Here is a 23,991-nt window from a genome sequence, read left to right as displayed (position 1 = left end):
CCAGGTTGGTTTTAAAATATTGTAAGTCTAAACTAAATAATACATGAAAACAAAAAATCTACTTTGGCTGGTTATGCTACTAGTACCCATGACGGTATTGGCCAAACAAAAACCAAACATCATCTGGATTTTCTCCGATGACCATTCGTATCAAACTATTGGCGCCTATGGCGGGCGATTACAGGGTTTGAATCCAACACCAAATTTGGATAAGTTGGCGGCGCAAGGAATGCGCTTTGATAAATGTTATGTGGAGAATTCTATTTGTGCGCCAAGCCGAGCTGCCCTTTTAACAGGTAAAATGAGCCATATGAACGGGAAGTTATCCAATACCAAACGTCATCCTTTTAATCATGATCAGCAACAGTTTCAAAAAATTCTTCAGGATAATGGATATCAAACAGCGATGATCGGAAAAATCCATTTGGATGGCGCCATGCAAGGTTTTGACTATTGGGAAGTGCTGCCGGGACAAGGAAAATATTATAATCCGGAATTTATTACAGAGGATGGTAAAACCAATTATAAAGGAAGGTATGTGACCGAAGTTATAACCGAAAGAGCAGTTAATTGGTTAGATAATGGTCGTAAGAAAGATGAGCCTTTTATGTTGATGGTTCATCATAAAGCACCACACCGTAACTGGGATCCTGATAAAAAATATATGAGTAAGTACGAGGATATCGAAATTCCTGAGCCGGAAAACTTGTTTGATCAATACGTTACCAAAGTAAATGCCGTCGTAGATCAGGAGTTGGAGATTATGGATGATATGAATCTGGATCGTGATCTTAAAGCTAATGGAAAGATGTATGCGAATGATGAACGTTTTAAAAAACGTTTTGATTTATTCAAAAACAATCCTCCCAAAGGTAAGGCCCTTGAAAAGTGGAAATATCAAACGTATATGAAGGATTACCTCCGTTGTATCTGGAGTGTCGATAAAAGTATTGGTAGCATCATGCAATGGTTAAAGGATAACGGATTGGAAGATAATACAATCGTGATGTATTCATCTGACCAAGGATTCTTTATGGGAGAGCACGGTTGGTTCGATAAACGTTTGATGTATGAAGAGGTATTCCGGACCCCACTCATCGCTAAATGGCCGGGGGTAATTAAAGCAGGAAGTGTAAATACAGATTTGGTACAGAATATAGATTTTGCTGAAACATTCCTCGATATTGCAAAAGCGGACATTCCCGAGGATATGCAGGGGGAAAGTCTAGTTCCTCTGCTAAAGGGAAAAAGTCCTAAGAAGTGGAGGAAGTCTCTATACTACCATTATTACGAATACCCAGGTGCCCATAAAGTTCGCAGGCACGAAGGTGTAGTAACTAAAAAGCATAAGTTAATTCGTTTCTATGGTCAGGATGTTCCAAATGGAGAAGAGTTTGAATTGTACGATCTTGAAAAAGATCCTTCAGAAATGAAAAACCTTTACAATAACCCGGAAATGAAACCTTTAATTGCTGACATGAAGCAAGAGTTGACGAAGTTAAGGGAGCAGTATCAGGTAAATCCAGAATTGGAGTAAGCACGCACACAATTAATCAATAAATGAAAAAGACACCAATTTATGCCTGGTGTCTTTTTGGTTTTAATGGTATTATTTCGCATTTCAAATAGTAGAATATTAATTAAAGTTTCTATTTGTATTAGAGGTTATGCGTTCAAGATTAATAATGGTGTAAAAATTTTTTTTATGCAGATTGTATCTTAATTAAACTATTGACTAATAATAACTAACTAAAACGGTACTACCATTATCGTTTCCAAATTCAAATTAATCCTTTCCTTTCCTTTGGCCTTAAATATTGCTGTAAAATAAGGTTTGTCTTCTAAATGTTTTTTAGTGAAAGACTTTAAGGAATCTTTATTCGTAAAAAACTCTACTGTTGCCATAACACCTATGTCGTGGTCCGAGAAGAACAAGAACTGTTCGGTATCATTGGGGCCAGGCATCCTTGAAACGACCGTGTAATCCAATTCTGTTTCAAACGAGCCTATCGTCAGCGAAGTGTCTTTAATAGTTGGATGATTAGAGAAATTTAACGTTCTGCCCTCGATCTTAAAATGTGGATTTGCTTCATTAAAAAGATAAATGAAGTTTTTTTCATCTTTCAATCGTCCAGCGTATATGGTATTTCCTTTTTTTATGTCAGCGAAGGAGGTTTGGGTAGCGTATTTAATCTCAAAATCTTTATTCCATTTTGTGAAAAAACGTGCTAAATCATGTGTGGCGTTTTCAGCCATACGAGTTGAGTAAAAGTAGTCAGTTGGGCTGGTTGTTAGTTTTAATTCGGGTTTTTCTTCCAGCATATCATAATATTCATCCAGGCTATTTATACTAAAGTCTCTTGTCCATCCCCTTAAGCCTGAAATAGTAATTCCTCCATACCCAAAGGCATCGCCAATAAATAAATTGGTTGCATGTTTGTTTTTAAAGAAACCTTTCCAAATAGATGGCGGAGAATGAGGTAGTTGCAAAACTAAAAAAGTGCAAATTGTAAAAGCCAGTAACGTGTATGGAAGTGCCTGTTTATATTTCCTTTTTGTTGTTTTTTTAATGTTTTTATTATTCTTTTCAAATCTAAGATCGTATTGTCCTTTGTCAATTTTTATTTGCCATAAATCATTAACACCTTCCGAATTATAATATTTACTCAGCTTGTTTCTAAGGTTATAAATGTTGACTCTTACCCTTGGGTTACTTTTGTCGATATCGGATTTTCCACCAAAAAATTCAATGTCAATTATGCCTTCCTTTAAATCGCGTTCTTCAATATTGGCCTGTACCAAATATCTTAAAATGGCAATGCTGGTTGGAGCGTTCTTAAATGTTTCGCTTTTAAGAATTTTCCCGGTTATTTCCACTTTTTTTTCTTTCGAAAGCATATAAATGGTAACTTTTGTATAGCCAAAACGATAAAAAATGTTAATTGATTTAGGTTGTTGATATAGTGTGTGATACGATCCCGTTAACAACCGTTATAGCTACCGTTAAAGCGACGTTAAAGGTAATCATTTTATTTATTTAAGTGTATTTTCATAAAGAATTAAGCATGACAAATGCATTCCTTAATATGAAAATCTAAATTATTATAAAAGATGAATAAAATTTGTGCTGCAGTAGGATTTTTGTTGATGATCATTCAACTGATTATTCCAATAGAATTATCTGCCCAAAGTAAAACCGAGGTTCAATATTTATCAGGAACAGATAAAGACAACTTGGTAGAGTGGGATTTCTTTTGTTCACAAGGACGCAAAAGTGGAGCTTGGACAAAAATCGGAGTTCCTTCGTGTTGGGAGCAAGAAGGTTTTGGGGCTTATAACTACGGTAGCGATGATGAAGAAGGTCGTGCTGAAGAATACGGTTTGTACAGACACAAATTTTCAGTTCCTAAGGGATGGAAAAATAAAGACATCAAAATTGTTTTTGAAGGGGTGATGACCGATGCCCAAGTGAAAATTAATGGCAAGTTGGCTGGCGAGATTCATCAGGGAGCGTTTTACGAATTCAAATATACAATTACCAAGTTGTTAAAATATGGTGCAGATAATTTACTCGAGGTTAAGGTGAATAAAGTATCAGCCAATGAATCCATTAATCATGCAGAACGTGTTGCTGACTTTTGGATTTTTGGAGGTATATACCGTCCGGTATATTTAACGGTTTCTCCTAAAGAAAATATTGACCGACTTGCCGTGGATGCGAAAGCTGACGGTAAAATAACAGCAGATGTTTTTGTTGATGTTAAAAAAGCAAGTCATATAGCATTGGCACTTTTGGATATTAAAGGAAATAAAGTTGAAGATTTAATAGTAGACAAGCTAACAAAAACCGAGGGCAAATGGACAGTTTCAGCACAGGCAAGTAATATTCTTACCTGGAATCCGGAGCAACCTAATTTATATACTTTACAATTCGATTTATTGGATGAAAAAGGAAGTGTTTTGCATCAGGTAAATCAACGAATCGGTTTCCGTACTGTGGAAGTATTAGAGGGCGACGGGATTTATGTAAATGGTGAGCGTATCAAATTTAAAGGGGTTAATCGTCATTCCTTTCATCCTGCATCAGGACGTACCACTTCAAAGGCATGGAGTATTGAGCAGGCAGAGCAGATAAAAGACATGAACATGAATGCGGTTCGTATGGCACATTACCCACCTGATGTTCACTTTTTAGATGTTTGTGACTCTTTAGGTCTATTTGTGATTAATGAAATATGTACCTGGCACAACCCTATGTTGGATACAGAAGTAGCCCGTAAAATTGTAAAAGAAACGGTAGTTCGCGATGTAAATCACCCTTCAGTTTTGCTTTGGGCCAATGGAAACGAACAAGGATGGAATCCCGAAGTGGATGACGATTATGCCTTATGGGATGTTCAACATCGGGAGGTGATTCACCCATGGAGTATCTACAAAAAAACAAATACCATTCATTATAGCCATTATCATTCATTGATTAATGATGCCTATACTAAGGATAAAATCCTTTTCCCAACAGAATTTTTACACGGCTTATACGATGGTGGCCATGGCGCCGGACTAGATGATTATTGGAATGTGATGTGGAACTTACCTTTAAGCGCCGGTGGATTTCTTTGGGATTTTGCGGATGAGGGTGTAGAGCGTACCGATAGAAACAATGAGATTGACTTACAGGTAAATAAAGCGGCTGACGGTATCGTAGGGCCATACGGCGAAAAAGAAGCCAGTTACTTTACCATTAAAGAAATTTGGTCGCCAATTTATATTGAAGACCGATTTATCAGAGACGATTTTAATGGTATTTTTAGATTAGAAAACCGCTACCACTATACTAATCTTGAAAAATGTTCGATGACTGCCAAATGGGTTACATTTAACGGGCCTGAAGACAAGAATAATTATAAGGTGATCTCAGAAGGTAAAGTTCAACTGCCTAATTTAAATCCTCTGGCAAAAGGAAAATTTACGGTAGATAAACCGAATAACTGGAAGTCGGCGGATGCTTTGCATTTAACGGCATTGGATGCAGAGGGTAAAGAAATATTTACCTGGTCATATCCTGTCTCTACATCAAAAGAAGTAAATATTCCGAAGATTGATTATGCTGGCAATGGAGAAGTAAAAACAGAAACTAAAGATAAAACCATCAAAGTTGAGGCAAACAAAATGACTTATTTGTTCTCAGAAGAAACTGGTTTATTAAAAGAGGTAAAAAGGGGCGACAAAGTAATCCCATTAAATAATGGCCCAATCATCCTGAATCAGAATGATAAAATAATTGACTTAACGGTTAAAGAGCTGGATGGTAAAACCGAAATTCTTGTGGTTTTTGAAGAAAAGAAATGGATGCCGGCTTGGTCAACCATCAAGGAAAAGCGTTCTGACATCATTAAATGGACAGTGCATGCCAATGGATTATTGGATTTGAAAGTTGAATTTAAAGGGTTTAGAAATTTAAAAGGGTTCAGAGGTATTACCTTCTCATTCCCGGAATCTGAGGTATCAGGCATGAAATGGTTGGGAGATGGTCCTTATCGTGTGTGGCGTAACAGGACAAAAGGAACAAGATTCCAGGTTTGGGAAAATGACTATAACAATACTATTACCGGAGAATCGGGTTTTGTTTATCCTGAATTTAAAGGATTTTTCTCAAGTCTTTATTGGTCCAAGGTAAAAGGTAATAACGACAATGGGTTTACAGTGTATTGTCACACACCTCATACTTATTTACGAATGCTTACGCCTGATTCACCATCAGATAACAAGAGAGATAAGGTAATACCAAAATTCCCTCAGGGAGATATTTCTTTTGTGATGAATATACCAGGTATAGGAACAAAATTTCAGTATCCAGAAAGCACAGGACCGCATGGTAACAAAGAACACTATTTTGGAAACGATGATGAGCCTATAGTTCTTGACCTAACATTTGAGTTTTAAATAAGATTTAGCGTCACGTGAATCAGCTCTCCTCCTTTCAAAGGAGGAGTACCTCGACGTAGGAGAGGGGAGGTGGTTTTTAAGCCTTTTGAGTAAAGAACTTCTGAAGTCTAAACCACCTCCCGATTCGTAGCTCACCGTACTCCTCCTTATTAAGTAGGAGAGCTGATGTTTGTATAGTATAAAAAAAACAACTGGCATAAGCAATACTTATGTCTCAAACAAAATATGATGAAAAAAATTTTATCTACAATTATCCTATTTGCGACTATACTATTCAGTAATCCTGTGGTATTACAAGCACAAACTAAAACCCAAATCCAATACCTCTCTGGCACAGACAAGGACAATACCGTAGATTGGAATTTCTATTGTTCTGAAGGAATGAACAGTGGTGAATGGGCAAAAATAGGGGTTCCTTCATGCTGGGAATTGCAAGGTTTTGGAAACTACAATTACGGACGTGATTATAAAGCCAAAAAGGCATATCATAAAGAACACGGTCTGTATATGCATAAATTCAATGTCCCTGCCGATTGGAAAAATAAGGCGGTGAAGATTGTTTTTGAAGGTGTAATGACCGATTGTGAGGTAAAAGTCAACGGTAAATTGGCAGGAGCGATCCATCAGGGTGCTTTCTATGAGTTTAAATATAACATCAGTAATTTACTGAAATTTGGTAAGGAAAATGTATTGGAAGTGAAGGTAGATAAATGGTCTGCAAATGAGTCCATCAACTCAGCAGAGCGTAATACTGATTTCTGGATTTTTGGAGGTATCTATCGCCCGGTTTATCTTGAAGTATTACCTAAAGAACATATAAACCGAGTAGCTATTGATGCAAAGGCTAGCGGAGATATTACGGCAGATGTTTTTATCAAATCTAAAAAAGCTGAAAGTGCCTCAGCAACACTTCTTGATTTGAACGGTAAAGTTGTACAGGGACTCAATAATCTCGAAACGGTAAAAGTTGATGATAAAATTTCAGTTTCAGCTAAAGCTAAAGATATTCTTACCTGGAATCCAGAAAGTCCAAATCTTTATCAACTTCAAATTAGATTGAACGACAAAAATGGGAATGAGCTTCATACCATCTCACAACGTATCGGTTTCCGCACTGTTGAGATAAGAGAAAGTGATGGAATTTACGTAAATGGAGTGAAGATAAAATTCAAAGGCGTAAACCGCCACAGCTTTCACCCGGAATCAGGTCGTACTACATCAAAAGCATTAAGCATTGAGCATGTTAAAATGATGAAAGACATGAATATGAACGCAGTTCGTATGTCGCACTATCCTCCTGATGTTCACTTTTTAGATGTTTGTGACTCATTAGGTTTGTTTGTGCTGGATGAAATATGTACCTGGCACGTTCCATACCTGGATACCGAGGTGGGTAAAAAGATTGTTAAAGAGACCGTCATTCGTGATGTGAACCACCCCAGTATTGTAATTTGGGATAATGGTAACGAAACAGGATGGAATCCAGAGTTAGACGGCGAATATGCCAAATGGGACATTCAAAAACGCGAGGTGATTCATCCTTGGGGTATATACGATAAAACCAATACATTTCATTATTTGCCTCACCATGGTTTAGCTTATGATGGATATGCAAAAGATAAAGTATCGTTTCCTACTGAGTTTATGCATGGCCTTTATGATGGCGGACATGGTGCCGGGTTGGATGAGTACTGGAAAGTAATGTGGAATATGCCTTTATCAGCCGGAGGCTTTTTATGGGATTTTGCCGATGAAGGAGTCGTAAGAACAGACAAAAACGGAGAAATTGATGTGGATGGAAACCACGCTCCTGATGGTATAGTTGGACCTTATGGCGAAAAGGAAGGTAGTTATTTTACGATTAAAGAAGTTTGGTCGCCTATTTTCATTTACGACAGATATATCAGAGAAAGTTTCAATGGGGTATTCAATGTTGAGAACCGTTACCATTATACCAAATTGAATGCATGTTCGATGAAAGCCCAATGGGTGAAATTCGATGGTCCTTCTGGTTCTGCTACAGAAAAAGTAATGAATGAAAGTATGGTTAACTTACCTGCTATAGAGCCTGGTCAGAGAGGTTCTTTTAAGGTGGACTTACCAGATAACTGGCAAAATGCCGATGCGCTTTATCTAACGGCTACAGATGCTCATGGAATGGAAATTTTCACATGGTCGTATCCTGTTAAGCTACCGGCTAGTTATAATAAAGACAAAGTAAATTATAAAGGTAGTGGTGAAGTAACAGCCAAAACAGTCAATTCTAAAATTGAGGTATCAACAAAAGAATTAAACTTTTCCTTTTCTTCAAAAACAGGTCTTTTAGAAAAAGTTATAAAAAATGGCGTAACCATTCCTTTAGCAAATGGGCCAATCATGTTAGGCAACAAGTCAAAACTGGATACAGTGTATTATTCGGTATCGAAAGACAAAGTGGAAATTTTTGCGCTGAATGAGAAAAAGAGGCTGCATTGGGATTGGGAGGAAACACCGGAATATAGCCAAGACTTCATTAAATGGACAGTTCATGCCAATGGTTTAGTTGATTTGAAGGTAAGCATAAAAGGAACACGTAAAACCAAGGATTTTTACGGAATCACTTTCTCATTCCCTGAAAAAGAAGTTGCTGGTATGAAATGGTTAGGAGACGGACCTTACAGGGTTTGGCGTAACCGTATGAAAGGAACGCAATTGAAAGTATGGGAGAATGATTATAACAATACAGTAACTGGAAAATCAGGTTGGGTTTATCCAGAGTTTAAAGGTTATTTTTCCAGCTTATATTGGGCGCAAGTACGTGGTAATAACAACAATGGATTTAACGTGTATTGTCGTAGCAAGTTTACTTTCTTAAGAATGCTTACGCCAGAGCAACCTGAGGATGCACTGAAAGGTTCTGCAGTTCACCAGTGGCCTGTTGGTGATATTTCATTTGTTACAAACGTACCTCCAATTGGTTCAAAATTTAAGGAAATTGGTGAACAGGGACCTACAAGTAATGAAGAAATGATTTTTGGAAACGATGATAAGCCTATTATTATTGACTTAACGTTTGAATTCTGAAATTAGTACTCAGTAGGCAGTCAACAGTAGGCCGTGATTTGCAGTTTCGGAATAGTCAATGGTCAGTAGGCATTAGTAAATAATGTAAATCAGGTTCTTCCCTTTAGTCTTGAGACTAAGGGGAAGTACTCCGCAGTAGGCGGAGGGATGGGGATTAATAAGAGTAGATAGATAAAAGAAGTGGATAAAACCCCAGTGGGGTTTAACATTAATAGTCCGGGGTTATAACTCCGGGTGATAGTCCAAATAAAACCGATGCATCACAAAGTTTTTTAAAAACACAAAGAGACTTTGCATCGGAAATGGTTAGAAGGGTATAAGCATAACCTTCGTTTTCAGCAGAGAAATCTATATGATGAAAAATAATATATACATATTCGTAGCAAGTACCCTACTACTTTCTTGCCAACAAAAAACGGAAAAGGAAACTGTTCAACACGAGCCGTTTCCATACTTCATCTCGGATCTTGAAGAAGGTCGTGAGTTAAGCGCAGCCATGGAACGCAGCGTGAATAAATGGCCTGGAAAATTACCTGCGGAAAATGAATTATATAGTCAGTTTAAGTACACTAAACTTAAAGGTTTTGATTACAATGGTGGCGATGGAACCATAACTCGTCGTGATCCTTCTAAAGTTATACGTGAGAATGGTAAATACTACGTGTGGTACACCAAGCGTCACACCATAACCCGTCCTCAAGGTGCAAAGAAAGCAACTGATGAGATTCCTTCTACGGACTGGGATTTAGCAGAAATTTGGTACGCAACTTCAGAGGATGGTTTTACCTGGGAAGAGCAAGGTGTTGCAGCAACACGTCCGCCCAAGCTACAAGCTGGTTACAGATCGGTTGCTACTCCCGATATCCTAAAGTTTAAAGGTAAATTTTATTTATACTACCAGGCTTTTACGGAGCCTAGTGGAACCAAAGGGGACGACTGTAATATAGCCGTTTCTTATGCTGATTATCCAGATGGACCGTGGAGGCACTATAATGAAATTATTATACCTAACGGCCCCATGGGTGCATGGGATCAATTTACGGTGCAGGCACCTACACCACTCGTTCACAATGGAGAGGTTTATATATATTATAAGGTAGATTTTAACCGACCAATAGATTCGCGTAAAGGTTATAAAGGAAAATGGAGTGCCATTGGATTAGCCACATCTAAAGATCCACTTGGTCCATTTGTAAAACATCCACTCAATCCGGTTCAAAACTCAGGTCACGAAATTTGTTTCTTCCCATTCAAAAAAGGTTTAGCATCCTTAGTTATTAGAGATGGTAACGAACATTTTACGGTTCAATATGCCGAGGATTGGGTAAACTTTGAAATTGCCTCTATTACTGAAATGATGCCCATTGGTTGTAACGCTTATATTCCTGATGCTTTCGCTGACAATGGAGATGGAAGAGGCATCACCTGGGGAATATGTCACTTTCGTAATGTAAAAGGTGTAGATGGCAAATGGTATTCAGAACTGGCTAGATTCGATTGTGATTTAAGTTTAGATGTGCATGATCCTGAAATGAAAGGATTCAATAATCTTTGGGATCCGGAAATCTATTACAAGTTAAAACTGAGCAAAGCACAAAGAGAACGAATCAAAAAAGAAAACGATAAACTAACCAAATAATGAAGGCTTTATTATTTATATTTTTTATTTCAGTACTCTGCAGCGTCAATGCTAAAGAGTACCACGTGGATTGTAATTCAACATCAAAAGAAGATGGTAGTGCAGCAAATCCTTTTAAAACAATAGCTCAAGCATCCGAAGTGATGAAAAAGGGTGATGTGTGCTACATTCATGCAGGAACCTACCACGAAAATATCAGCCCTAAAAACTCAGGTGCCGCTAACAAACCTATCGTATATACCAATTTTGAGGACGATATTGTAATTATATCTGCAACAGAACCAGTAAGTGGATGGAAAAAACACGACGGGAATATATATAAAGCATCCAATGTAACAATGTCTTTAGGAGATGGCAAAAATGTGTACTATAATCATCAAAAAATGCAAATTGCCCGTTGGCCGAATGATTCTGACAACAATGAATATTCCTTAGATGCCAAATATATTGATATGACTAAAGGAACCTGGTCCATGTCGTATATCAGCAACAATGAAATACCTAATATTGATTGGACCGGAGGCATCATTCATTATTTGGGAGCGCATAGTGGTTGTAGCTGGGAACGTACCATTACTAACTACGAGAGTAATCTAAATAGAATTCACTTTGAAACTTTACCCGACAAATGGCCTTTCGGAACAACGCATAGTCCCCAAAGGTTTGAGAACGGACATAGAGGAATCTTTTATTTGATGAATAAGTTGGAAGCATTGGATGCTCCTAACGAATGGTATTACGACGAAAAAAACAGAGCGCTTTACTTTTATGCTCCCGATGATAAAAAGCCTGATAATGCCTTGGTAGAAATAGCTGTACGTACATACACAGCAGATATCAAATCAAATTATATCCACCTTAATGGATTGAACTTTTTTGGAGGAATGGTTACGCTAGCAGGTAGCTATAATCAAGTGACCAATTGTATGGTTAAGCATGGGGCCGAAAGACTCGTAACAAACTTGAATGGAGCTGCAGTAAGCGATGCGGCTATCCAGATACTATCAGGGCATCATAATGTGGTAGAAAAGTGTGTGCTGGAAAATGGTTCGGTAAATGGATTATATTTAAGTCGAGGTGCAGAAGATAATCGTGTTGAGAATTGTATTGTGCAGTACTTTAATACCATTGGAATACATGCCCATCTTGTTAACAGCATGGGGGCACGTAATAAAATAATCCGCAACTCATTTTATGGTTCTGCCCGCGATGGCGCTAAAGTTTCGGGTGATGATAGTGAGTTTGGGTACAACCATGTTCAAAAGTGCTTGATTTCAGGAGCTGATGGCGGATTGTTTTATGTTACAGGAAATAGTGTACCTAGAAATATTGAATTGCACCACAACTGGTTTAACGATGCCTATGCCGATAAACATGCAGGCAAAAAAGCTACGGGAATCTATCTGGATAATAATTCGGCAGGGTATAAAGTACATCATAATGTGGTTTGGGATGTTGAATGGGGAGGTTTGCATTTTAATTGGAATGCTTTAGAGAATGAAATTTACAACAATACATTCTGGAATGTTGGACCACATGGTCAGGCGATGATTGATTGTTGGGTACCTAAAAGAAATGGGAAGCAGACCAATGTAAAAGACAATATTCTATATAATAATTTATCTGATGTTCGTCCATGGTGGCATTCTGGTGATGGTAAAAAATACCGTGTTGACGAAAAGGAATATATAGGTGATGAGGCTGATAATGATTTTCAAAACAATGAGCAATTCTCTACGCCACCATTTATATCAAAGGAAAATGCGAATTTCATGCCTAATATTGAGTCTCCAGCCATCGACAAGGGACAGATCATTAAAGGGATAACGGACGGATATAAAGGTAATGCGCCTGATTTAGGAGCTTATGAGTTTGGCGGTGAATATTGGCTTCCTGGTGTTAATTGGACTCCAACTGGTTTTGCCTGGACACCTGGAACTGATTATTTGTATGTGGGAGGATTTTCTAATAAAGCAGAGAAGTATACTTCTGTCTCTTTCCCAAAAATTAGCAAACCCATTCAAATTACTAAAAATGGCAAGGAGCATCTTTTTGCCAGTTATTATGGTATCAATTCATTCAGCCATAATCAAAAATATGTTACCGTTCTAGAAACTGATATCAATGACCGTATTCCAGATGAAAATGATGAAGCTGTTTTGGGATTGGTCAATATTGAAACCAAAGAATTTAAACCTATTGCTAAAACCAGAGCCTGGAACTTTCAACAAGGGTGCATGGCACATTGGTTGGCAACTTCGCCTGATTCATTAATTATATACAACGATTTAAGAGAAAGTAAGTATGTATCTATCATTTTAAATGTACATACAAAAGAAGAGGTTAAAGTAATAGACAGACCTATCAGTGCTGTATCTCCCCATGGAAAAGAGGCAATCAGTATTAACTTTTCTAGACTAAGCATTACTCGCAAAGATTATGGCTACGGAGGGGAAGGGCAAGATCCTCGGAAAGATGTGCAATTACCTGATAACGATGGTTTATTTTTGGTTGATTTAGAAACAGGGAATTCAAAACTGATAGTTACCATAGACGATGTAAAAGATATTATTCATAAATTTAATGAAGATGATTTAGTGTACTTTAACCATACATTGGTAAGCAGAAACGGGGATAAGATCTTCTGGTTAGCCAGGACGTCTCCAAGTTGGAAAACAACAGCATTAACTTGTAATATAGATGGTAGTGACATGAAACGATCTTTCCCGGATGGTTGGGGTGGTTCTCATTTTGATTGGTTAAATGATGATGAGCTGATGATAACTGCAAAATATGAAGGAAAACAACATGCTCATATCTTGTACACTGTGGGACAGAACGATTATAAGAGATTAGGAAAGGGACTTTTAGATTACGATGGTCACGGCACTTTTTCGCCCGATGGCAAATGGATGATTACCGATACCTATCCTTTAAAAAACAGGGAGCAGAAAATATATTTGATGGATATGGATACTGAAATAGTAATGCCAATTGCAAGGTTTATCCAACCCAAAGAATTTAAGTCGGGATGGAGATGCGATATCCATTGCAGGTGCAGTCCCAAAGGAGATATGGTTGGATTTAACTCAACACACACAGGAAGCCGACAAGTGTATCTAATGAAATTGAAGGATGATTAGGTTGAAAAAAAATTACTGTATGAACGTGAGAATATAAATAGCTCCGGGTTTTAACCCGGAGAGAAAATATTGAAGATTAATGTGTTTTAACCCAAATATATATATTGGCTAAGGCCGATTAATTTCATGGTTAAATTACACGGGATAAATCCCGAGCCTAATTATATAAAAAAATAAAGGCTTTAGCCTTTGAATTAAAGTAATATCCAATCTTTAAAAGGAGTAAAATTAAATATTTAATAGATATGAAGAAAGTCTTATATGGTTTGATAATTAGTCTGGTGCTATTTTCTTGCCAACAAAAGCAAACAAGCGAAACAGCTCCAAAAACTGAGGAAGCAAAAGGTAATGAAGAATTCCCTTTCTTTATTCCAGATGAGAAACCAGACCGTCCGTTAAGTGCAGCTGTGAAAAGAAACTATGAGGCATATGAACATATTCGTCCTGAGGCTTCAGAACTTTACACGCAATTTAAATACACCAAGCTAAAGGGTTTTGATTATAATGGCGGTGATGGAACCATTACTCGCCGCGATCCATCAAAAGTAATCTTCGAAAACGGTAAATACTACGTTTGGTACACCGGACGAAAATCGCCGGTAAGACCAGTAGGAATGTCAAGGGCAAAAGAAGCTACTGACGTGATTCCATCAGCAGATTGGGATTTATCGGATATTTGGTATGCCACCTCCGAAGATGGTTTTACCTGGGAGGAGCAGGGTATTGCCGTTCCTCGTCCTCCAAAGCCAGAACCGGGTTGGCGTTCGGTAACCACAACGGATATTTTAAAATTCAAGGGTAAGTACTATCTATATTTCCAGGCTTTTATGGAAGCCAGCGGTTTGCGTGGAGATTTCTGTCCGGTTTCTGTAGCCTGGGCTGATTCTCCGGACGGACCATGGCATCATACTGGTAAAATCGTCATTCCAAACGGACCTGAAGGTTCGTGGGATCAATATTCTATTCATGATCCATATCCATTGGTTCATGATGGTAAAATATACTTGTATTACAAAGGCGACTTCGATAAACGTAAAGAATTTAAACCTTCTAAGATACGTATGCAAGGTTTGGCCATTGCCGAAGACCCACTGGGACCTTTCGAGAAACATCCTTTAAACCCAGTAATTAACTCAGGTCACGAAACTACTTTGTTCCCATTCCGCGAAGGTGTGGCTGCCATTATACAACGTGATGGACAGGAGCATAATACCATTCAATATGCCAAAGATTGGGTGAATTTTGAAATTGCTTCTATCACAGAAATGTTGCCTGTAGCAGCAGGGCCTTATGTGCCGGATGCTTTTACAGACACCAAAGATGGGAGAGGAATTACCTGGGGTATTTCACATGTTATTAATGCCGACGGAAACTGGAATCACACTTGTTTGGTTCGCTTCGATTGTGACTTAAGCCAGGATGTTGATGACCAGGACATGAAAAACCATTATTATAACTACGGTTTGGAGTATCTATTTAAACATGGTTTAAATGGAAAGCAGAAACAACGCATTAAAGAACAGACACAGAAACTTAAAGATAACGAGTAGTGAGCTCTAAAAACTGTGTTCTATTTTGAGGAGTTACGCAACGGGTCTGGATGAATGCCTTGTGTACAGTACCGTTCCAGACCTGACAAAATAATAAGGATGTAAATATGCCTGGAGGGATTATAAATCAAACCAACGCATCACCAAACTAATTAGATATGCGCAGTGAATTTGCGTCGCCTGTCTGCCAACAGGCAGGGAAGTTCTATCGGACAAAAGAGTTTTAATGATTTTTCATAATGTGATAGTAAAACAACCTAATATGTTACGAACCATTTTTTTATATACTGTAATTTTATTTTTGGGAATAAGAGTCTCATTCGCTCAGGAACGTCCCAACATTGTTTGGATAACTACCGAAGATAATTCGGCACGTTGGTTAAGATTATACGATGCCGAAAACGGTGTACCCATGCCCAATGTGGAGAAACTTGCCGATCATGGTATTGTGTTTAACAATGCTTTCTCCAATGGAGCCGTTTGTTCTGTAGCACGAAGCACGCTGTTAAGCGGCTGTTATGCTCCACGTGTTGGAAGCCAGTTTCATCGTCATGCATTTGCTGTGCCTATACCTGAAGGTTCAAAAACTTATCCTGAATACTTTAAAGAAGCAGGCTATTATACTGCCAACTGCCATAAAGAGGATTACAATTTTAAAGTAAGCAATATTTGGGACGAAAGTTCCAGGAAAGCCACTTACAAAAACAGAAAACCAGGTCAGCCATTTTTTCAGGTTTGGAGTTTGCACGATACGCACGAGAGCAGAATGCACAAACTGCTGGACGATCGTGATGAAGCAACTTTAATTACAAAGCCAAATTCGGTTCAGCTATATCCATATCATCCTAATACACCTGCATTCAAAAAATCGTATGCACATTATTACGACAAGCACAGGGATGATGATCAGCGAATTGGGAAATTATTAAAGCAATTGGAAGACGATGGTTTGATGGATAAAACCATCATCTTTTATTATGGCGACCATGGCGGTACTCTCCCTCGCTCAAAAGGATATATCTACGAAAGCGGTTTACAGGTTCCGTTTGTCGTTTACATTCCAGAAAAATGGAAACATCTTTTTCCGGCTCAAATTGGTTCAAGAGTGGATGGATTTGTGAGTTTTGTTGATTTTGCTCCGACAGTATTAAACCTTGCAGGCATCAAAGTACCTGAGCAAATGGACGGAAAGCCTTTCCTGGGAAAAGGAGTATCATTAGATGAACTCAACAAAAGAGAAGAAACTTTTGGGCATGCCGATCGCTTTGACGAGAAATATGATTTAGTACGTAGCTATCGCAAAGGAAAGTATAAGTATATGAGAAGCTACCAGCCTTTTAATATGGATGGTTTGTTTAATGATTATCGCTATAAGCAAATTGGATATAAAGAGTGGAGAGCACTTTACGATGCGGGAAAATTGAATGACGTACAAAAAGCGTTTTTTGAAAAACGTGCACCCGAAGCATTATACAATATTGAAACAGATCCGCACGAGATCAATAACCTGGCAAATGAACCTGTTTATGCAGAAAAGCTTAAAGAAATGAGGACTTTATTGTTGGATAAGGTACAATCATTACCTGACCTAAGTTTTTATCCTGAACCTTATCTTGAAAAAGAAGCTGGGTCAAACCCTGTTAAGTTTGGTTTAGCGCATAAAGCTGATATTGAAGAATTAATAGCCATTGCCGATTTACAGTTGCTGCCATACAAAAAAGCGAAAAGCGGAATTAAAAAAGCATTGAAGTCTGCAAATCCCTGGAAACGTTATTGGGGAATTATCGTTTGCAGTGCGTTTGACAAGGAAGCCGAAGCCTTTGTTCCACAAATCAAAAAGATGTTGGATAATGATGCAGAAAATCTTGTCAGGATGAGAGCTGCAGAAAGTTTGGCTTTGATAAATGGAGATAATCCCGTTTCTGCGTTCGAGAGTTTGTTAAAAGGAAACCAGAATCCATTAGAAATATTGCTAATACTAAACTCGGCAACCTTACTGGAAACACTGAATCCCGATTTACAATTTAAGTTTGATGCCGAGGCATTGCTAAAAACAGCTGAAGGTGATAAATACAAAAGTGATTGGATTGGAAGACGAATTGAGTTTTTGAGTAGGTAGAATAAATTGGTGTTATATAATCTAGAAATTAACACGGGATAAATCCCTTGCCTGGTTATAAAAATATGGAACTTAATAGTAAATATTGTTTATCAAGAAATCAGTAAAATAAAATCTATATAAAATGAAACAAAAGAATATTAACATACTGGTGCTAATATCTTTGTTGTATTCTGTGTGTACTTTATCAGTCGCACAAAAGGATAAAGATTATGCGAACGACTATTTTAGGCAAGATGTGCAAGACTACGGCGCACAGAATGCCAATCCACTAACCTATGACCTTAGCGGGCACTTATGGAAAATTCAGGGAACGCTTCCAGGAAGAGGATTGGAAGAGGGATTCCCGGAAATTAGTTACGACCATATGGGAGATGCGCTTAACTGGGCTCCAGCTCATGTTCCGGGTGATGTATTTTCCGACCTTTGGCGAATAGGTCGTATTGATGACCCGCACTTCGGGAGAAACAGTACCAAAGCAAAATGGGTTAATGAATATGAATGGTGGTACTTAAGGATCTTCAACGTGCCTAAAGAAATGGAAGGCAAAAATGTTGAAATAACTTTTGACGGGGTAGACTATGCTTGCGATGTATTTCTAAACGGAGAACTATTAGGTTCTCATGAAGGTATGTTTACCTCTTTCTCTTTTGAGATTACTGACCTCATAAGCTATGAGCAGAAGCGCCGTGGTAGAAATATTTTAGCAGTACGACTGCACCCTGCTCCCAGGAGATATAGCCAGGTAGCAGGTAGAAAGCCAGCATGGCATGGCGATTATTGGGTGGATCTTGTTCCTACGGGAATTTGGAAGCCTGTAAGATTGGAAGCTTACGAAGATGCTAAGGTGAATGATATCTACGTTCAAACTACGCTGGGGAAAAAGAACTCCGCCGATTTAGATATCCAACTTGAAGTTGAAAACCCAGGTAAAACAGAAAAAACAGTGGATATTGAGATTGATGTTCAAGGTGAAAACTTCAAATCTAAATCGTACACCACTACCATCAAACAGACATTAGCCCCTGGTATAAACGAGATTAAAACTAAAATTCATGTGCCTGATGCTAAACTTTGGTATCCTTGGGATTTAGGAGACCAGAATTTATATTTAGCGAATGTTTCTTTAAAAGGCAGCCAAGATAAAGAACTTCATACCGATTCTAAACTTTTTGGTATTCGCGAAATTAAAATGGAGATGAACCCTGGTTATACCAAAGATGAGGTTGAAAATCCATGGACAGTGATGATTAACGGTAAGCGCCACTTTATGCGTTCGGGTACCTGGGGTGGACCACCAGATATTTTTTTCGGACGTGCTTCTAACGAAAAGTACGAAGAGTTAATCAGATTGGCCAAAGAAGGTAATATGAACAACTTGCGTATCTTCGGATGGCACCCAACTGAAATTCCATATTTCTATGAGCTTTGCAACAGACAAGGTATCACTGTTTGGCAGGATATTCTTCCTATTGCAAGTTTGTCGTTGCCGAAAACAGAGGAGTTTAAAAATGCGATTTTCTCTGAAGCTATCTCTGTGGTGAAGGACTTGCGCAATAACCCTTGTATGGTGATTTTAGAAGGTGGAGAAGAAATATTGATGACAGCTTCTGATCCCGTGCATAACCTGAATTTAATGAAAGAGTTGGGTGAGGTGGTTAAGCCATACTCCAACTTGCATTATGTGCCTGTTTCGCCATTAAGCGACCATATTGGTAAAGAGTTAGGGTTTAAACCCAAAGAGAGTATTCACGCCAATGGTTTATTTTATAGCGAAGGAAGAAGAAATACAGAGCAATTCTTTAATAAGCAGGATTATGCTGCTGTGGCTGAGTTAGCCATCTCATCGTGTCCTAATGTTGAAAGCATTAAAAAGTTTATCCCAGAAGACGAACTTTGGCCTCCGGGACCAAGTTGGGGACATCACTGGACTGACTTTGATACGTTCAGAACGCTTAACTTTGAAATTGTTGGTTCTCAATGTACAGGTAGTATGCAAGAATTTGTTGATGCAACTCAAATCGCGCAGGGTGTTATTTTTCAGTATGGACTAGAGTACTATCGAAGAAGAAAACCAAAGTCGAGTGCCATTTGTATTTGTCACTACATCACCTTTGCACCAGATATGAAATGGGGAATTGTAGATTACTACCAACAACCTAAAATTTCGTACAGCTACGTAAAAAATGCTTTCCAGCCTTTATTAGTTTCGCTTCAGCACGACAGACGTCGATGGTTGCCGGGTGAACAGTTCGAAGGTAAAATATGGGTAGTTAACGATTTCTACAAAGAATTTAAAGCATGTAAAGTTGATGTCGTATTCCTTGATAACAACAAAAAAGAGGTAAGTAGAGAAACTATTAATATTGGAAATATCAATGGAGACAGCTCTAAAGAATATGCTACAGTTAACTGTAAAGTACCAGGCAAATTGGGCGATAAATTCTTTGTTGAATTAGAGATGCGTGACAAATCTGGTGAAGTAGTATCCGTAAATGACTATTTGTTACTGGTAGGTGATGAGAAGGTGGACTTACCACGATTAAGAGAGATTGGACAAGAGGCTATTGATAAAAAAGAGAAATACGGTCCGCACAATTACTTCAGATACTTTGAGGGATTAAATGGAACAAGAGGCGTAAAACAGGCAGATGAGGAAATGCCGGTTGTAAAGGAGTTTGCAAGATAAAGACAGGGCATGCGTTGAGACAGGGCATGCCCTGTCTCAATCTAAAAAAATACAAACACAATGAAAGATTTAATTATTTTAGTTACTGCAGCTTTAATATTGAGTTCATGTAATTCTATAGAAAGCCAAACAACTCAACAAGCCAAACATTTCGAACCTACCTGGGAATCGTTAAAACAATACGAATGCCCTACCTGGTTTCAGGATGCTAAGTTTGGTATTTATACTCACTGGGGCGTTTATTCGGTACCACAAAGTCCTGGTCATACCGACTGGTACGGAACCAATATGTACAAAAGTTGGAGTGGTAGTCATAAGTTCCATTTGAAAGAATATGGCGCATTAGATGAGTTTGGCTACAAGGATTTCATCCCCATGTTTACTGCCGAAAAGTTTAATGCCGAAGAGTGGGCAGATTTATTTGTAGAAGCGGGGGCTCAGTTTGCAGGTCCGGCAGGGGAGCACGCTGATGGTTTTTCTTTATGGGATTCAGAAATAAATCCTTGGAACTCGGTAGACATGGGACCCAAACGTGATGTGGTGGCCGAAATGGAGAAAGCAATCCGCAAGCGTGGAATGAAATACGTCGTTAGCCTGCATCATTCCTGGTTATGGGGATGGTTCCCAACCTGGATGGAAGGTACGGATTGTTACAACGATCCCGAAGAAGGTTCGCTTTATGGCGAAAAACTCCCGGAATCGGCCTGGAAAGTAAAAGGTGCAAAAGGATATTACAACGTAGACCCAATGCCAAGCGAAGAGTTTGAGCATGTTTGGTTAGAAAAAGTAAAAGAAGTAGTGGATAACTACAATCCTGATTTACTTTGGTTCGATAACCGTATTCAGATTCTTTCGGAAGATGTACGTCGCCAAATGATGGCCTATGCATACAACAATGCAGCTAAAAAAGAGCAGGAATTTGTTTTAACCTTCAAACGCCCTGACTTTCCCTTAGGAACAGGAACCGTGGATTTAGAGCGCTCGCGTATGCCAGAGATTTATCCTGAACCATGGTTAACCGATAATTCCATTTCGCAGAAAACATGGAGCTGGGCTACGGATATTAAATTGTATTCAACCAACCGCTTAATTGACGACCTGGTTGATATCGTAAGTAAAAATGGATGTTTATTGCTAAATATTGCTCCTCATCCTGATGGCAGTATTCCTGAAGACCAAAAGCTGGCGCTTCGTGAAATGGGTAAATGGTTAAAGTTAAATGGAGAAGCTATTTACGAAAGTCGTCCATGGATAAAATATGGTGAAGGACCAACAGAAACACTTACAGGGCATTTAGCCGACCAAAAGTTTGATGGTTTTAGCGATGAGGATATTCGTTTTACAATGCGTGATGGTCAATTATATGCCATTGCCATGGGATGGCCCGAATCAGGTGTTCTTCCAATTAAAACATTAAGTGCAACACTATTTAATACCCCGATAAAAGATGTGGAGTTAATTGGGCACGAAGGAAAATTAAATTGGGAACAAAAAAAGAATGCTTTGGAAATTCAGCTTCCTGATACAAAACCGTGCGAACATGCTTTTGTATTTAAAATCAATAGATAATATTTAATATGAGAGGTTTAGTAATGGCATCGCTGTTTTGGTTTCTATGTGCTGCACTTTCTGCTCAGCCTAAAGTGCCAGGCAAAAAATGGGAAAAAGTAGATGCTTTAAGCGATGAGTTTAACGGTTCCGAAATTGATGAAAAGAAATGGAATTTAGGTCCTGACGGTCATCCTGATTTGAATTGGAAGGGGCGTTCACCGGCACTCTTTCAGAAAGGGAGTTTCGGTATCGGTAATGGATACTTAACTATTGAAGTTGGCAAATTATCCGAACCTGTGATAGATAATTCGTATGCAAAACCCATTACTTATCTTTATCATGGAGGTATCTTACGTTCATTTGTTACATCTTCTATTGGCCATTATTACGAATACCGAATGAAGATGAACAAAACCGAAATGGGTGGTGGGTTTTGGTTGTGTCATTCAGGTACTTGTGGAGATAAAACAGAAATAGATATTACTGAATCGGTAGGACAACTCACTGAGAAAACGCATAAATGGGCTTATGATTGGGATCAGATTATGCACTCCAATGCCATTCACCGAAAAACCGAATGTAATGAGTCGAAACGTGACCAGGCTAAAATGACGCCACCAACCAAAAATTCGGAGCGTTTTTACACCTATGGCTTCTATTGGAAAAGTGCAACGGAACTTATGTTTTACCTGGATGGGGAATATGTGTACACCTTAACTCCGCCTATTCTATTCGATAATGACTTGTTTTTACAGTTTTCAATTGAAGCGTACGATTGGAATCCAATTCCGGAAAAAGGAAGCAAGGTAGCTACAGCAAGCAAAGAAGATAGAACAACTTATATCGATTACATCAGGGTTTATAAGTTAAACAATAAATAAGCAGATTATTAAAGTATTGAATATGACTAAGCAATTTTTTATTTCTCTTTCACTATGTGTTTTCGCCATATTACATTCGGTATCAGCACAAAGTAGTATTTCGGGAACGGTAAGGCATGCCGACACCATGAACCCAATTCCTAACGTGCTCATCACAAACCTGGATAAAACGATTCAGTTAAGAACGGATATTGATGGAAGGTTTTCGATAGAACTGAAAAACGAAACTTCAATTCGATTGGTGTTCGATAATCCATTGTTTGTTGTAAGCGAAAAGCAGTTAACAGCTTCAGACAAAGAGGTCGAAATACTTCTGGCTCCTCGTAAGATGAGTGCTGCCACAGCACGGTGGCTCACGTACATCGAAACACAGAAAGCGTACGACAAAGTTGATTTTAAGGAGAATGATGGATGGCAGGTTGAATTTGAACAGGAACAGTTAAAAGGCGATTTTGCGGTAGATACCACCATGATTCGACGTGACCCTAGTGCAGTAATTAAAGTTGGAAAGCTGTATTACAACTATTATACACGTGGTACAAGGTATCGCCCAAATGGCGAGGAAAAATTCTTCCCGTGGGATGAGTGCGATATTTGGTATGCTACCTCGAAGGATGGCTACACGTGGAAAGAACAAGGTCCTGCGGTATTACGTGGCGAAAATGGACAGTTTGATGATGCCTCGGTTTTTACCCCTGAGATATTGGCTCATGATGGAATGTTTTACTTGGTGTATCAATGTGTTCAAAACCCCTATGTGCATAGAGTAAAAAATACCGTAGGCATGGCTGTGGCAAGTTCGCCCGATGGGCCCTGGAAAAAACTATCTGAACCCATTTTACGCCCAACCAACAACGGCGAGTGGGGCGAAGGCCATGAAGATGAGGTATTGAAAAAAGGTGATTTTGACAGCCACAAAGTGCACGACCCTTGTCTGTTATATTACAATAATAAGTTCTATTTGTATTATAAAGGTGAAAGAATGGGCGAAGAAAAAATGCATGGACAAAGAGAAATTAAGTGGGGTGTTGCCATTGCCGATAATCCAACAGGTCCGTACATAAAATCGGTACATAACCCTGTAACAAATAGCGGACACGAAGTTTGTGTTTGGCCTTACAAGGGTGGGATTGCCCTAATTCACACCGATGATGGCCCCGAAAGACACACCATTCAATGGTCGCCGGATGGGATAAATTTTGAAGTAATGGGAACCATTGGTAAAACACCAAAAGCTTTTGGAATTTACCGAACAGAGGAACATGACAAAAGCCCAACCAGAGGAATACGCTGGGGCTTGTGTCACAAATATGGTGGTGATCATTGGAGAACAGGATATAACTATATTCAAAGATTTGACACAAAAGAGAAAAAATAAGTACTCAGTTGGCAGTTGATTTACATGGCTTA

Annotated in this window: 12 protein-coding genes; 11 read left to right on the top strand and 1 reads right to left on the bottom strand. The window is 38.6% G+C overall.

The features are described 5' to 3' along the window. Window positions 1–43: 43 nt before the first annotated feature. A complete protein-coding gene (locus ACRD64_RS12475) occupies window positions 44–1,537 on the top strand; it encodes a sulfatase family protein (protein WP_430933705.1) in 1,494 nt (497 codons plus the stop codon). Window positions 1,538–1,749: 212 nt separating this feature from the next. Here the strand turns inward: ACRD64_RS12475 and ACRD64_RS12470 are convergent, their stop codons facing one another. Next, window positions 1,750–2,898, bottom strand: a complete 1,149-nt coding sequence (locus ACRD64_RS12470; RefSeq protein ID WP_430933704.1) for a hypothetical protein — start codon at window positions 2,896–2,898, stop codon at window positions 1,750–1,752. 213 nt (window positions 2,899–3,111) lie between these two features. Between ACRD64_RS12470 and ACRD64_RS12465 the strand changes: the two genes are divergently transcribed. The 10 genes from ACRD64_RS12465 to ACRD64_RS12420 all read left to right on the top strand — a co-directional run bounded on the left by ACRD64_RS12465 (window position 3,112) and on the right by ACRD64_RS12420 (window position 23,959). Beyond that, window positions 3,112–5,943 (top strand): glycoside hydrolase family 2 protein, encoded by a 2,832-nt coding sequence (locus tag ACRD64_RS12465; RefSeq protein WP_430933703.1) that lies wholly within the window; start codon window positions 3,112–3,114, stop codon window positions 5,941–5,943. Between the two features lie 228 nt (window positions 5,944–6,171). After that, window positions 6,172–9,009 carry a glycoside hydrolase family 2 protein gene (locus ACRD64_RS12460; protein ID WP_430933702.1) on the top strand — a complete coding sequence of 946 codons (2,838 nt, stop codon included), beginning with the start codon at window positions 6,172–6,174 and terminating at the stop codon, window positions 9,007–9,009. A 352-nt stretch (window positions 9,010–9,361) separates the two neighbouring features. After that, entirely contained in the window at window positions 9,362–10,648 is a 1,287-nt protein-coding gene (locus ACRD64_RS12455; protein ID WP_430933701.1) for a glycoside hydrolase family 117 protein, read from the top strand. Then, window positions 10,648–13,791, top strand: a complete 3,144-nt coding sequence (locus tag ACRD64_RS12450; protein WP_430933700.1) for a right-handed parallel beta-helix repeat-containing protein — start codon at window positions 10,648–10,650, stop codon at window positions 13,789–13,791. The genes ACRD64_RS12455 and ACRD64_RS12450 overlap by 1 nt, the downstream gene beginning before the upstream one ends. Before the next feature lie 245 nt (window positions 13,792–14,036). Continuing rightward, window positions 14,037–15,341, top strand: a complete 1,305-nt coding sequence (locus ACRD64_RS12445) for a glycoside hydrolase family 117 protein (protein ID WP_430933699.1) — start codon at window positions 14,037–14,039, stop codon at window positions 15,339–15,341. 262 nt (window positions 15,342–15,603) lie between these two features. After that, entirely contained in the window at window positions 15,604–17,460 is a 1,857-nt protein-coding gene (locus ACRD64_RS12440) for a sulfatase-like hydrolase/transferase (RefSeq protein WP_430933698.1), read from the top strand. Between the two features lie 124 nt (window positions 17,461–17,584). Further along, window positions 17,585–20,149 carry a glycosyl hydrolase 2 galactose-binding domain-containing protein gene (locus tag ACRD64_RS12435; protein WP_430933697.1) on the top strand — a complete coding sequence of 855 codons (2,565 nt, stop codon included), beginning with the start codon at window positions 17,585–17,587 and terminating at the stop codon, window positions 20,147–20,149. A 60-nt stretch (window positions 20,150–20,209) separates the two neighbouring features. Next, complete coding sequence (locus ACRD64_RS12430; protein ID WP_430933696.1) at window positions 20,210–21,718, top strand: alpha-L-fucosidase; 1,509 nt, start codon at window positions 20,210–20,212, stop codon at window positions 21,716–21,718. An 8-nt stretch (window positions 21,719–21,726) separates the two neighbouring features. Further along, on the top strand, window positions 21,727–22,581 hold the full coding sequence (locus ACRD64_RS12425) for a hypothetical protein (protein ID WP_430933695.1): 855 nt from the start codon (window positions 21,727–21,729) through the stop codon (window positions 22,579–22,581). A 22-nt stretch (window positions 22,582–22,603) separates the two neighbouring features. Further along, window positions 22,604–23,959: a family 43 glycosylhydrolase gene (locus tag ACRD64_RS12420; protein WP_430933694.1), complete on the top strand. Its 1,356-nt coding sequence runs from the start codon at window positions 22,604–22,606 to the stop codon at window positions 23,957–23,959. Window positions 23,960–23,991 lie beyond the last annotated feature (32 nt).

This window comes from Saccharicrinis sp. 156 (assembly GCF_050589685.1).
Lineage (GTDB): Bacteria > Bacteroidota > Bacteroidia > Bacteroidales > Marinilabiliaceae > Saccharicrinis.
This window is presented reverse-complemented; position numbering and strand designations above follow the sequence as displayed.